The sequence below is a fragment of the Alcanivorax sp. genome (assembly GCF_051117345.1).
Classification (GTDB): domain Bacteria; phylum Pseudomonadota; class Gammaproteobacteria; order Pseudomonadales; family Alcanivoracaceae; genus Alcanivorax.
In genome coordinates, this window is sequence record NZ_JBNPEC010000153.1 from 1 (window position 1) to 12530 (window position 12530).

At 58.1% G+C, this 12530-nt stretch carries 12 protein-coding genes; 5 read left to right on the plus strand and 7 right to left on the minus strand.

All coding sequences use genetic code 11. The annotated features are described in order from the left end of the window. The coding region (locus ACFE0K_RS09965) for an alpha/beta fold hydrolase (RefSeq protein ID WP_434535918.1) at positions 1 to 368 on the minus strand (368 nt) is incomplete at its 3' end. Then, positions 368 to 1180, minus strand: a complete 813-nt coding sequence (locus ACFE0K_RS09970; RefSeq protein WP_434535919.1) for an alpha/beta fold hydrolase — start codon at positions 1178 to 1180, stop codon at positions 368 to 370. The genes ACFE0K_RS09970 and ACFE0K_RS09965, both read right to left, overlap by 1 nt. 142 nt (positions 1181 to 1322) lie before the next feature. Here ACFE0K_RS09970 and xthA point away from each other — a divergent pair, with 142 nt between their 5' ends. From xthA to ACFE0K_RS09990, 4 genes are read left to right on the plus strand one after another with little or no spacing between them, the layout of a single operon-like run. After that, positions 1323 to 2138 (plus strand): exodeoxyribonuclease III, encoded by an 816-nt coding sequence (gene xthA, locus ACFE0K_RS09975; RefSeq protein WP_434535920.1) that lies wholly within the window; start codon positions 1323 to 1325, stop codon positions 2136 to 2138. A gap of 3 nt (positions 2139 to 2141) precedes the next feature. After that, the gene (locus ACFE0K_RS09980) at positions 2142 to 3167 is read left to right on the plus strand and encodes an ion transporter (RefSeq protein WP_434535921.1); all 1026 of its coding nucleotides are present in this window, start codon (positions 2142 to 2144) and stop codon (positions 3165 to 3167) included. Between the two features lie 51 nt (positions 3168 to 3218). Then, a complete protein-coding gene (locus tag ACFE0K_RS09985; RefSeq protein WP_035244105.1) occupies positions 3219 to 3722 on the plus strand; it encodes a response regulator in 504 nt (167 codons plus the stop codon). 51 nt (positions 3723 to 3773) lie between these two features. Continuing rightward, positions 3774 to 4988 carry a serine/threonine-protein kinase gene (locus ACFE0K_RS09990; RefSeq protein ID WP_434535922.1) on the plus strand — a complete coding sequence of 405 codons (1215 nt, stop codon included), beginning with the start codon at positions 3774 to 3776 and terminating at the stop codon, positions 4986 to 4988. Between the two features lie 319 nt (positions 4989 to 5307). Here the strand turns inward: ACFE0K_RS09990 and sixA are convergent, their stop codons facing one another. From sixA to ACFE0K_RS10015, 5 genes are all read right to left on the minus strand, one after another. Next, complete coding sequence (sixA, locus tag ACFE0K_RS09995; RefSeq protein ID WP_434535923.1) at positions 5308 to 5784, minus strand: phosphohistidine phosphatase SixA; 477 nt, start codon at positions 5782 to 5784, stop codon at positions 5308 to 5310. Next, a complete protein-coding gene (locus ACFE0K_RS10000; protein WP_434535928.1) occupies positions 5781 to 6812 on the minus strand; it encodes an NAD(P)H-dependent glycerol-3-phosphate dehydrogenase in 1032 nt (343 codons plus the stop codon). Before ACFE0K_RS10000 ends, sixA begins: the two co-directional genes overlap by 4 nt. A gap of 205 nt (positions 6813 to 7017) precedes the next feature. Continuing rightward, complete coding sequence (htpG, locus tag ACFE0K_RS10005) at positions 7018 to 8871, minus strand: molecular chaperone HtpG (RefSeq protein WP_434535924.1); 1854 nt, start codon at positions 8869 to 8871, stop codon at positions 7018 to 7020. Between the two features lie 74 nt (positions 8872 to 8945). Next, on the minus strand, positions 8946 to 9848 hold the full coding sequence (locus ACFE0K_RS10010; protein WP_434535925.1) for a TIGR01777 family oxidoreductase: 903 nt from the start codon (positions 9846 to 9848) through the stop codon (positions 8946 to 8948). Beyond that, complete coding sequence (locus tag ACFE0K_RS10015) at positions 9845 to 11470, minus strand: hypothetical protein (protein WP_434535926.1); 1626 nt, start codon at positions 11468 to 11470, stop codon at positions 9845 to 9847. Before ACFE0K_RS10015 ends, ACFE0K_RS10010 begins: the two co-directional genes overlap by 4 nt. A gap of 505 nt (positions 11471 to 11975) precedes the next feature. Between ACFE0K_RS10015 and ACFE0K_RS10020 the strand changes: the two genes are divergently transcribed. Beyond that, entirely contained in the window at positions 11976 to 12212 is a 237-nt protein-coding gene (locus ACFE0K_RS10020) for a PA3496 family putative envelope integrity protein (protein ID WP_434535927.1), read from the plus strand. Positions 12213 to 12530: the final 318 nt, after the last annotated feature.

Below are 12530 nucleotides of genomic sequence, written 5' to 3' on the forward strand. Positions count from 1 at the left end.
CCTTCAATCAGCACCAGCCGGGAGACCCTATCCGGAAACGCTGCCGCGAACAGGCAGGCAATCCCCGCCCCCATGGAGTGACCAACCAGCGTGAAGCGTTGCCAGCCGAGCTGATCTGCCACCGCCTGCACATCACGCACATGATCCACCAGGTGGGTTACCCCCCCGTCCGGGCGATGATCGGAGTGGCCATGACCGGAAAAATCCAGTGCCACCATGGGACGTTGCCATTGCGACGCCAGCGGAATATAGGATGCGGCGTTATCCAGCCAGCCATGCAGGGCCAGCACCGGCTCGCCCTGGCCGTCCCAGCTGAGGGCGGCCAGGGTCTGTCCGAAAACGTGAAATTTCTTCTCTTTTGCGGCCATTAACTCGCCTCCCCCTGTTGCAGCGTTTGCAGGGTTTCACGAAACAGGGCCAGGGTCTGTTCAGGCTTCTCCAGTGGGTACATGTGCGATCCTTCGGCAATGCGGTGGAGCATGCCGTGGCGGCGCACATGGCGCCGGGCACTGTCGAGAAACGGCGATGGCGACCCCTTGCCGGTGATAATCGCCCCAGGCACGTTCAGCCTGGGCATGCGTGTGGCAGCCGTGGGGGTATGTCGAAAAATGGCCACTTCCACCTCCGGGCGAAAACGCAATCGCCAGCCGCCCTCCCAGGGCTCCAGCCCCGCGCGCAGATAGTCTGCCAGGCAACGTGGATCAAAGGCCCGGAACAGGCCGCGTGAGGAAAAGTAGCTCTCCACCGCTTCCCAATTCGGCCAGTAATCCAGCCGCCCCTTGCTTTTGCCCGCCGGCGTTACCCGATCAATCATGCCGGTCAGTTTCGCTGCATGCATCATCACCCCGTGCCAGCCATTCATCATTGGCGGGTCCAGCATGATCAGCGCGGAAAACCATTCCGGGTGGCGCTGGGCCACCAGATACATAACCACCGACCCCAGCGAATGGCCGGCGCCAACCAGCGGCTTGGGCAGGGATTCAAGCCTGGCTTCCAGCTCCAGGCTGAGATTGTACCAATCTGCATCCACCGGGTAAGCCGGATTGTGGCCCAGCCGATCGATGATGACGACATCGAACTCGTCCGCCAGCGGCGCCAGAAAGGTGTCATAGCTATGGCCTGGAATGCCGTTGGCATGGGCAAATACCAGCGTCTGACGATCGGCAGAAACTGCTGACATGGTGTCTCCCTGAGTTGGGCACGAAAACAAAAGAGACATGATAGCCACAACTGTTCACCCCGGACCATGTCCGAAAACGCCACAGCGTTGCCTGCCTCCGTCATCTTTTGTTGGTGTACAATGCCCGCACCAAGGAGGCTCCATGACCCTGATTTCATTCAACATCAATGGTATTCGCGCCCGCCTGCACCAGCTGCAGGCAGTCATTGACAAGTATCAGCCGGCTCTAATCGGCCTTCAGGAAACCAAGGTTAACGACCCGGAATTTCCTGAACAGGCGGTTCGCGACATGGGTTACCACCCCTACTATTTTGGTCAGAAAGGCCACTATGGTGTGGCGCTGATAACCCGCGAGCCGCTGGAATCAGTGCAGTACGGCTTCCCCACCGACGACGAAGACGCCCAGCGTCGCATGATTATCGGCACCCTGCGCCACACCGATGGCTCTGCGCTTACCGTGCTCAATGGTTATTTCCCCCAAGGGGAAAATCGTGACCATCCGATCAAGTTTCCAGCCAAGGAAAAGTTCTACCAGGACCTGCAGCACTATCTGGATAACCACCACCAGCCCAACGAACAGGTGGCGGTGATGGGAGATTTCAATATTTCCTCCACCGACCTGGATATCGGCATCGGCGAAGCCAATCGAAAGCGCTGGCTACGGGAAGGCAAAACCAGTTTCCTGCCGGAGGAGCGGGAATGGTGGCAGCGTCTTATCGGCTGGGGACTGACTGACACCTTCCGGCACCAGAATCCGGACACCGATGACATTTTTTCCTGGTTCGACTATCGCTCCCGGGGTTTCGAGCGGGAGCCGCGCCGGGGCCTGCGCATTGATACGGTGCTGGCCACCCCGCCGTTGCTGGAGAAACTCGACACTACCGGCGTTGACTACGACCTGCGCGGCATGGAAAAACCCTCTGATCACTGCCCGGTGTGGGCACGGTTTCGCGGCTGATCCATGAAAATCAAACTGCACCCGGAAAAGCTCAAGCTCAACCTGGACACGATCGGTTTTGTTATCGATCTGTTGATGATTGCCCTGGTCATCCTCAACCTTGGCCTGATCCTGTTCGACTGGCTTTTCCAGGTGCCGCCGGTACAGGCGTTTCTGGCAGATCTCACGCCGGCTTTCCATGCCTTCTACCGGGACACCATCCACAGTAATTTCTTGTTCTACGACCTCTGTTTCGTTGCTGTCTACCTGACCGAGTTCGTAATCCGCTGGATTGTCGCGATAGCCCGTAGCACCTACCACCGCTGGTTCTTCTACCCCTTTGCCCACTGGTATGACCTGCTCGGCTGTATTCCGGTGGGCAGTTTCCGCTGGCTACGGGTTTTGCGCATAGTCGGCCTGGTCATGCGCCTGCAACGCATGGGCATTATTGATCTGTCCCAGACCTGGTTAGGCCAGACCGTGCTCAAGTACTACGGCATCGTGGTAGAAGAAATTTCCGACCGGGTGGTGATCAATGTTCTCAGCGGTGCGCAACGGGAAATAGGCGGCGGCAGTCCGCTGCTGCACCGCATCGAAACCCAGGTACTGGCACCGCGCCAGGACAAGCTGGTGAGCTTTATCGCCACCCGCATCGCCGACGCCACCCAGAAAAGCCACGGCCAGTATCGCGATCAGCTGGCGGAATATTTCGCCCACCTGACCGACGAATCGCTCACTCGCACCCAGGCCGGTAAACGCCTGGCGGCCATCCCTGTGGCCGGGCCCCGGGCTATCGCCCTACTCGGCGACGCCGTGCGCGAAACCGGAACCGCTTTCGTGGATCAATTGGTGAATGACCTGGCCTCACCAGCCAACCGACCGCAGCTGGAGCAACTCCTCCACGATCTGATCGGTGCCGCCAAAGGAGAAGGCGAGCAACTCGACCAGCTGATCCGCGACACCTTGCTGGATGTGCTTGAACAGGTAAAAACCCAGATGGCCGTGCAACAATGGAAGCTGGAAGAGCAAGACGGTTCCGAAAAAAGTTGATAACATCGGGTAAGACTAAAGTCTCAGCTACTACGCCAACCGGATCACATCATGAGTACCACTGCCGACTCCAGTGACGACAATCTGCAACTACCCCGCTCCCGTATCCTGCTGGTGGATGACACCCCACAGAATCTGGTGGCGCTCGAGGTGGTACTGGAAGACATGGACTGTGATCTGGACAGCGTGACCAGCGGCAATGCGGCCCTGGCCAAGCTCCTCAAGGAAGACTACGCCCTGGTATTGCTGGACGTACAAATGCCGGAAATGGACGGCTTCGAAGTGGCCGGCATCATGCGCTCCCATCAGCGCACCCAGAATGTGCCTATCATTTTTGTGACTGCCATCTCGAAAGAAACCCGCTTTGTGCAACAAGGCTATCGCAGTGGTGCCGTAGACTATCTGTTCAAGCCCATTGATCCGCAACTGTTGCAGAGCAAGGTCAGCTTTTTCCTCAGCCTTGATCAACAGAAGAAACGGCTGGAAGCGAAACTGGCCCAGGCCCGTCGCTCCGAAGCCGAAATGAAGGCGCTTTACGGCGAACCGCCCGAGTAAACTCCCCCGGGCCCGACAACAATAATCGGTCAGGACGACCTCGATAACAGCATGGCCATCAGACTTCCCGGATACCGTATTACCGAACGCCTTGGCAAGGGTGGCATGGCACATGTCTTCCTCGCTACCCAGCATTCCTTCGAGCGCCAGGTCGCGATCAAGATACTCACCCCCTCTCTCGCCCTGGAACCCAGCTTTGCCGAACGCTTCATGCAGGAAGCGCGCACCGTGGCCAGCCTCAATCATCCCCATATCGTGCCGGTGTATGACGTGGGCGAGCACGAGGGTTACTATTATCTGAGCATGGAGTACGTGACCGGGGGCAGCCTGAAACAGCGCATTCGCGATGGCATAGAGCCCAGAGACGCAGAAAACGTGCTGCGGCAATTGGCTGGCGCCCTGGACTACGCCGGTCTGCATGGCTTCATTCACCGGGACGTGAAGCCGGACAATGTGATGTTTCGTGCCGACGGCTCCGCACTGTTGATGGATTTCGGCATCGCCGCCAACATGCTGCGCGATACCAGCGTCACCAGTACCAACAGCATCATGGGCACCCCCAAATACATGAGCCCGGAACAACACCGCTCCCAGCCGCTGACACCACAATCAGACCTTTATTCCCTGGGCTGTGTGTTCTACGAAATGCTCACTGGCAAACCGCCTTATCACGGCGAGGATGCCAGCGCTATGGCGCAGGCCCACCTGCGTGAACCGATACCCTTGTTGCCAGTCACACTCCGCCATTATCAGCCATTGTTGCGCCAGTTGCTGGCCAAGGCCCCGGCAGATCGACCGGAAAGCGGCGCTGCCCTTGTTGACGCCCTCGACCACCTGGAAGCCCCGGAGCATTACACCCGCGAACGGGCCCGTTACCGCCCGCAGGAAGCCGGGATCAACGGCACCCTGGCACCACGGTTGCGACTCAAGGAAACCAAGGCAGGAATGAGCTGGCGCGGTAATCTCTACCAGTACGACATTTATCTGGTGGCCGACGACTTCGAGCAGTTCCAGTCCCACTTTCCGGTACTGCGCTCCGCCCTGCAGGACTGGCACCGGCAAAGGGGCTCACGCTGCAAGGGCGTCACCATCAAGGCAACCCTGCATCCGTGGATCAGTGGCCGGGTAAAGCAGTATCTCAGAGAGCTTCGCCAGTCAGAGGGGCTGGAATTTCTCGGGCGCCTACCCATTCTGCTCAACCTGGTGGCCGCCGATGGCCAACCCATTGAACGGTTAGCCTGGCAACCGGATTCCGAATCCCGCTAAAACCCGCTACCACAACGTTCACAGACTAAAAACGTGTCTGTGCCCCGTGCTAAAACAGGGTTTCTGCTGGAATAGAAATCGTCGAATGACACACATAAAAAAAGCACCAACATAGGTTGGTGCTCGAGGATCTGCCTAAGATGATGTGATGCAAGGAGACATCACATTCCCCCCCTTAGGGTGGTACCGATGACACCGTTCAGGAGTCTGCCATGCGTTCCAGTGCCATCAAGGTCAGGTTAGGGCAATCGCAAATAACCTGACTAGCGCCAGACGGCGAACGGTACGGAAAGCGTTCTCAAGGGTAGAGTTTTCCGGATCAGCGGCCAGACACAGCCTCGCCAGGGCTGCGTAACCACAGCAGACGGGCACCGGCTGCAGCAGCCACCTCCACATCCAGACAGGCCACCGTCCCCACATTGAAACCGATACGCTCGGCCGAACCGGTCCAGCTTGCGGTTAACTGGGCCACCAACGGCATATGGCTAACCAACACGGCGTTATCTCCGGCTGGGTTGGCAAGCAACCAGTCAAAAAGCGCTTGCGGGTTCGCATCCGGGACCAGCTGCTCACAGGTTTTCCTGGGCAGACCACCATAGACCTGATCAATGCAATCTGCGGTCTGCTGGGCGCGCACATAGGGGCTGGCGATCAGCCCCGACACGGCAATTCCGCTGTCCCGCATGCCTTGCCAGTGAGCAAGCAGCGCCGCCCTGCCCGTCTCGGTCAAGGGGCGTTCCGCATCGGTAGGAGCCCGGGAAACCGCCTGGCCGTGGCGGCTCAGATAAAGCTTCATGCACTGGCTCCAGCGAGCTGGAATTCCACGTCGTGTTTGTATTCCCCGCTCATCAACTGCTGGATAACCAGCTCCAGCGGCTGGCCATGGTAAACGATCTGATACAGGGCCGTGGCCAGAGGCATATAAACCCCCAGCTCCGCGGCCTTGTCCGCCACCAGCTTGATGGTGTTGATGCCTTCAGCTGTCTGCCCCAGGCTTTCCACCGCTTCTTCCAGGCTCTTGCCCTTGCCCAGCTGGAAACCCACCTGGTAGTTGCGCGACAACGAAGAGCTACAGGTGGCGATCAAATCCCCCACCCCGGACAGCCCCAGGAATGTCATCGGGTTGGCACCCAGCTCCACCGCAAAACGGCTCATTTCAGCCAGGGAACGGGTAATCATGAAGCTGCGGCTATTTTCGCCCACGCCAATGGCTGCGGCCATGCCGGAAGCCACCGCATAGATATTCTTCAGGGCACCGCCCAATTCCACACCATAAATATCGGGATTGTCATAGACCCGGAAGTAATCACAGCTCAGGGCCGTCTGCACGACCTGACAAAGCTCCTCATCCGGACTTGCCACTACCGTGCCGGAAAACTTTTGCTCGACAATTTCCTTGGCCAGATTAGGGCCACTGAGAGCACCAATACGGGCGTGGGGCCACTCCTGCTGCAACACTTCGCTCATCAGCAGAAAGCCTTCGGAATAGATCCCCTTGGTACAGCTGATCACCATGGTGTCAGCCGGCACCCACTCCCTGGCCTGGCGGAGAACGTCCACAAACGCCTTGCTGGGAATGGCCACAAACACCAGGGATGCCTGATCCAGCGCCTCTTCCAGACTGTCTGTGGCATTCACTCCCGCAGGCAATTCAGCACCAGGCAGGTAGCGGCTGTTCTCCCTATCCAGATTGATCGCCGCGGCCGTTTCCGGGTCACGTACCCAGATATTCACCCGGTGGCCATTGGCGGCCAGGATACTGGCCATGGCGGTGCCAAAACTGCCACCGCCCAGAATCGTTGCGTTATGTCTTTCCTGCTCCATACGGAACGCCTTGTATAGCAGCTTTTGAGGCATCATAAGCGCCCCCCGTCAGGGATACAACGCGGCACGGCAGTTAACCGTTAACCGTGAATCGTTAACCGCTGCGCGAAGAATTATTGTCATATCAGAAACGCAAGCGGCCGCACCCAGGAAATGGGCGCGGCCGCTTGCGGTTGGAAATGCATCCTCCCTGATCGCGTCGCTGTTAACTGTTCACTGCCTTCACCAACATCGCCTGCAAGCGTCGGGCAGTTGCCGCCGGATCTTTGGGCAGCTGCCCTTCCGCCAGCATGGCCTGGTCGAGCAATAGTGCGGCCATGTCGTCGAAGTGTTCACCGTCTTCCATCTCCGCCAACGCTTGTACCAGGCTGTGGCTCAGATTCACTTCCAGCACCGGTTTGTTTTCCGGCGCCGGTTGCCCGGCAGCTTCCAGCATGCGGCGCATTTGCGGCCCCAGCTGATCTTCAGCCAACACCAGGCACGCCGGGGAATCCACCAGACGGGAGGTGGCGCGCACAGCTTCCACCCGTTCTGAGAGGATGCTGCCGAGACGGCCGATGAGCGGATTATCGTTATCGGCCTGGTCCGCCTCTTCGCCCAGATCCAGCTCGCCACGGGCCGCATTGACCAGCTTCACGTCCTTGTAGCTGTCCAGATAGGTGACCATCCACTCATCCACCGGATCGCTGAGCAACAGGACCTCGATACCCTTCTTGCGGAAGACTTCCAGATGCGGACTGTTCTCTGCCGCCGACGGGCTGTCAGCCAGCAGGTAATAGATCTTGTCCTGGTCTGCCGGCTTGTTCTCCAGATATTGGTCCAGCGAGGTAGTCGCCTTGCCTGGCTGCTTGCTGCTGGCAAAACGCAACAGGGCGGCAACCGCTTCCTGATTGTCACGGTCTTCGCCGATGCCTTCCTTGATCACCTGGCCGAACTGGGACCAGAACGTGGCGAATTTTTCCTCGTCATTGCCCAGTTTCTTGAGCATCTGCAGCACCCGTTTGGTCAGCGCTGCACGGATCTTCTGTACCGGGCCATAGTCCTGCAGCAGCTCCCGGCTCACGTTCAGTGGCAGGTTCGGGGCATCAATCACACCCTTGATAAAACGCAGGTACTGGGGCAGAAACTGCTCCGCGTCGTCCATGATAAAGACACGCTGCACATAGAGCTTAAGGCCACGATTGGCTTCCCGGTGATACAGATCAAACGGCGCCCGGGCAGGAATGTAAAGCAGACTGGTATATTCCAGCTTGCCCTCAACCTTGTTGTGACTCCAGCTCAGCGCATCCTGAAAATCGTGGCTGATGTGCTTGTAGAAATTCTGATACTCCTCGTCGCTGATTTCCTGACGGGGCCGCTGCCATAAGGCCGTGGCGGAGTTCAGGGTTTCTGTTTTTTCCTCGTCGTCGCCTTCTGCCGGGGTGACAAGCGTGATCGGGAAGGCCACATGGTCCGAATACTGATGCACCACCTGGCGGACCTTGAAGTCATCCAGAAACTCCCTGGCATCCTTGCGCAGATGCAGAATCACCGCCGTACCCTGCTCTGCCCGGTCAATGGGCTCCACGGTAAACTCACCCTGGCCATCGCTTTCCCAGCGGACACCGGCGGAGACATCGGTACCAGCCTTGCGGCTTTCCACGGTTACTCGATCAGCGACAATGAACGCGGAATAAAAGCCCACACCAAACTGACCGATCAGCTGGGCGTCCTGCTTCTGATCACCACTGAGCGAGGCGAGGAATTTTTCGGTGCCGGAACGGGCAATGGTGCCCAGGTTCTCGATAACCTCTTCCTCGTTCATACCGATACCGTTATCGGCGATGGAAAGGGTGCCCGCCTCCTTGTCGATTCGCAGACTGATCGCCGGGTCGTTGCCTGATTCCAGTAAGGAAGGATCATCCAGTGCCTTGAAACGCAGCTTGTCGCAGGCATCAGAGGCGTTGGAGATCAATTCACGAAGAAAAATTTCCCGGTTGCTATACAGGGAATGAATCATCAGGTGCAGCAGGCGGGATACTTCCGCCTGAAAACCATGGGTTTGTTTTTCTACGGACACAGCTGACTCCTATGAGTTAATCACCCGGGAGTAATAGGGGCAGCCGTGTGTTTTTCAAGGGGGAGGAACAGGGCTCAGCGCTTGACCTGGTGAGCCAGCGCCGACGTCAAATCCGGAAAACGGAACACGAAACCCTGTTGCTCCAGGCGGCGGGGGTACACCCGTTGCCCGCCCAGCAGGATCTCAGACTGCTCGCCCAGCCCGGCACGCAGCGCCACTGACGGCACCCGCAGAAAAGCCGGTCGCTTGACCGCACTGGCCAGGGATCGATGGAACTCTCGCTGGGTAACCGGTGCCGGTGCCGTGGCATTGAATACCCCGTCAATACCCGGGGTTTCCACCGCCCGCACCAGAATCGCCACCATGTCGTCGATGTGTATCCAGCTCAACCACTGGCTACCATCGCCGAGCATGGCGCCAAACCCGAGCCGGTAAACCGGGAGCAGCTTGCCAAGCATGCCGCCATCACGGCCCAGTACAATGCCTGTGCGCACCAGACACAACCGCACACCCTGACGGGACACAGGCCGTGCCGATTGCTCCCAGGCATCGCAGAGCAGATAACCGAAATCACGTTTGCGGGCAGAGCTGTCTTCCGTCAGCTCCGCATTACCTGCATCCCCGTAGAAGCCCACCGCAGAGCCGGATACCATCACCGCCGGCTTGCGTTGCAATCGGGACACCAGCGCCACCAGGCCCTGGGTAACCCCAATACGAGAGTCAAACAGCACCTTTTTACGGCGTTCCGTCCAGCGCCCGGCAAACAGGCTTTCACCGGCAAGGTTGATGATGCCGTCGATGGCGTCGTCATCGGCAATATCATCCAGGGACGACACGATACGGGTTTCTTCCGGCAACAGCTTGGCGGCCCGTCTGGGACGGCGGCTGAGCACGACAAGATCATGCCCGTGAGCCGCAAGCCTCCGGCACAGGTGCTGGCCGATAAATCCACTGCCTCCGGTAATCAGTATCTTCAACGTGCTGCCTCAACCTTTTGAATGCTGTTCATGTCATAGAAGTATTCGATGTTGCCTGCTCCCATCGCCACACTCAAGGTCAAATGATCCTCAGTGACCGCCTGCAGAATCCCTGTACGGGTGGCGACACCACTGGCGGTGATGGTGACGGATTTACCTACCAGGGCACGGAGCCCCTTCAGTTTCGCAGAAATTTCCTCAACAGGCTCGTCCACCTTGCTGATCTGTTCCGACTGTTGTTCAACCCGCGGTTCACTGTCGTAGACAACCCCCGCTTCATCACTGCCATCACCCTCAGATACCAGATCAATCCGTTGTCCATTGGACAGCGTCAGTGATTTGAGCTCCTCTGCGGAGACGCTACGCTCCACATTACCGCTACCCACATTCATGACCAACCACAAACGATCACCACTGATGCGGCGCAACACCCCATCAAGCTGACGGCCACTGTGGGTTTCCAGCAGTACATTGCTGTCCACATAGGCCACAAGCTCCGGGAAGGTCTTCTCCACCGGCGGTAACACCTGCGCCTCTTCTGGCGCCGCTTTCTCGAACACCGGCGATCTGAGAGTTGCACTGCCCTCTCGCGGCTCCGTGATCACCCGCGTTTCCATTGACCCCGGCACCACGGCCCAGCCCACCTCGCTTTTTTCCAGGCGCACATGCCGTTGCTCCACCGCACCATTGGTCAACACGACCCGGGACATTACCTGACCACTAGACTCCGCGCGGCGCATCTGTACATGCTCCGCCTGAACAGATTCAAGCACACCTTCCGGGAACTGGGTGGCCAGATATTCCTCGGCTACATAGGCCAGGGTGTCATCGTGATCGAAGTGCAAATCGACATTGCCATTACGATAGCGGAGATGATTGGAATACGCCGTGAAGTCACCAACCAGATAACTTTTGAAGCTGTCCGGCATGACCAGCACCATGGAACCGGAAAGCTGATCGGTATCCAGCGGCGCCAGCGCCAGCTCCAGACGGTAGCCGCCGGAAAAGATACGGGTTTCCGGGTAGTCCTGCCCCTCCGGTTTCCAGGATAAATGCACCACAGGCGCCCCTTCATCGGATGGGTTCACCAGCATTGAACGGCGCTCGGTGATTGCTTCAGGATCCCAGCCCAGCAGAATGCGCACTTCCAGTTCGGGCAGGAAGCCTTTCCCCTGGCTGGCTGTCAGGACCCCGTCTATCAGTGCCACCCGGTCATAACGGAATGTCTTTCCATGCAAACGGCCTGACAGAGCTTTTCCCTGACCTTCTACTACCAGCAGCGCGGCCTCCTCAGACGTCACAAATGCGGTACTGGTGGCCATATTATCGCCCCGCAACACCTGGCCCGCCTGCCCCGCCAGGTTTTGCCGGGGAGCCTGTTCCAGCGGGCTCTGGCCGGTTGCCAGAAACAGCGCCACCCCTACCGCCGCCGTAAGCAATGACGCTACTCGTCCCAGCGCCCACCAGCGATATTCCTCCCAGTGCTGCTGCACCTGTCCCAGGCTTGCCAGGGGTAACAGGAAAAACAAGGCACTATGTCCCCGGCTACCCGCCTCGTGCATCAGGCCAAGGGTGCTGATGATGAAGCCACTTACCCCAATAATGATCAGCAGTTCTGCCATCTTCTTATTCTCTCAACAGATGATTCTCTCAACGGAGCGTTGAATAAGCTTCTGTGACGCATTCGTTGGCGCCTTTACTTCGGCACCCTGTTAACCAGGAATACGCATATGAACTCTGCAGAATCCCTGAAAATGTAACCGGTGGCTGCGCGGCCCCCAGCGGGCGACGTCGGAAGAGGCTCTGCAGGCTCCAGACGAAAGGGTTATCCCCATGGCTCCACTTTACAAAGCCGGGCCCGGGCATTCCAGCACTTAAGTGACTGATTTTTCTATCCAGCGGCCAGGCATGATCTCCATCACACTCCGCACCGCAGCAAGCGCTCCGATCCGCTTCCTGCGCCGCCAGGTGCTCCAGCCACCACCACTTATCATCGGAAATAAAAAAAAACTTGTAAGCGGGAAAATCTGGAGATATACAGGCGCTGAGGACGTTAGGAAACCGGTGCCCCGGACCTGACTAGCCGATTAACAGGTTGTTTGAGGAGGTCAGACACAGGAGGCCACCATGAGTAACCATCGTAATGAGCAAGACCTTGATTCGGAAGATCTGCTGATGAACGAAGATTTCGATATTCTGGATGACGATGTGGACGATGAAGAGCAGGAGGAACGCAGTGCGCGCTCCCGTGCGTTCAACATGGACATGCGTCATCGCATCGAAGATCGTCTGGAGGCCCGCCGCCTGAAAAAGGAACTCAATGAGTACGAGTTCTTTGATCTGGAGGACGATATTCTCCACTGAGGGGGCTTGCTCACACTATTTCTATGGCCCCTGAGGGCTCAACCCGGGGACGGGAAGGCTTGGTGCTTTTCCCAGCCAGCAGAGACTATAGAAATAGTGTGGGCAACTCTCACAAAAAAAGGCCGGCATTTTGCCGGCCTTTTTCTTTCAACAGTCTGTATTACCAGCCTGTCGCTTCTTTCACGGCCTTACCAATTTCCGCAGGGTTGCGTACGGTTTTAACACCGGTCGCTTCCAGGGGTGCAAACTTCACGTCCGCAGTGATCTTGCCCCCCGAAAGGATGTCGACAGCATGCCCATACGTTTCCCCGGAGGCGC

What these genes read in the sequence shown, in the direction of transcription:
- ACFE0K_RS09970 (WP_434535919.1), bottom strand. Translation starts at nt 1,180, where the DNA reads ATGTCAGCAGTTTCTGCCGATCGTCAGACGCTGGTATTTGCCCATGCC.
- ACFE0K_RS09985 (WP_035244105.1), top strand. Translation starts at nt 3,219, where the DNA reads ATGAGTACCACTGCCGACTCCAGTGACGACAATCTGCAACTACCCCGC.
- xthA (WP_434535920.1), top strand. Translation starts at nt 1,323, where the DNA reads ATGACCCTGATTTCATTCAACATCAATGGTATTCGCGCCCGCCTGCAC.
- ACFE0K_RS09990 (WP_434535922.1), top strand. Translation starts at nt 3,774, where the DNA reads ATGGCCATCAGACTTCCCGGATACCGTATTACCGAACGCCTTGGCAAG.
- ACFE0K_RS09980 (WP_434535921.1), top strand. Translation starts at nt 2,142, where the DNA reads ATGAAAATCAAACTGCACCCGGAAAAGCTCAAGCTCAACCTGGACACG.
- ACFE0K_RS10000 (WP_434535928.1), bottom strand. Translation starts at nt 6,812, where the DNA reads ATGGAGCAGGAAAGACATAACGCAACGATTCTGGGCGGTGGCAGTTTT.
- ACFE0K_RS10015 (WP_434535926.1), bottom strand. Translation starts at nt 11,470, where the DNA reads ATGGCAGAACTGCTGATCATTATTGGGGTAAGTGGCTTCATCATCAGC.
- ACFE0K_RS10020 (WP_434535927.1), top strand. Translation starts at nt 11,976, where the DNA reads ATGAGTAACCATCGTAATGAGCAAGACCTTGATTCGGAAGATCTGCTG.
- sixA (WP_434535923.1), bottom strand. Translation starts at nt 5,784, where the DNA reads ATGAAGCTTTATCTGAGCCGCCACGGCCAGGCGGTTTCCCGGGCTCCT.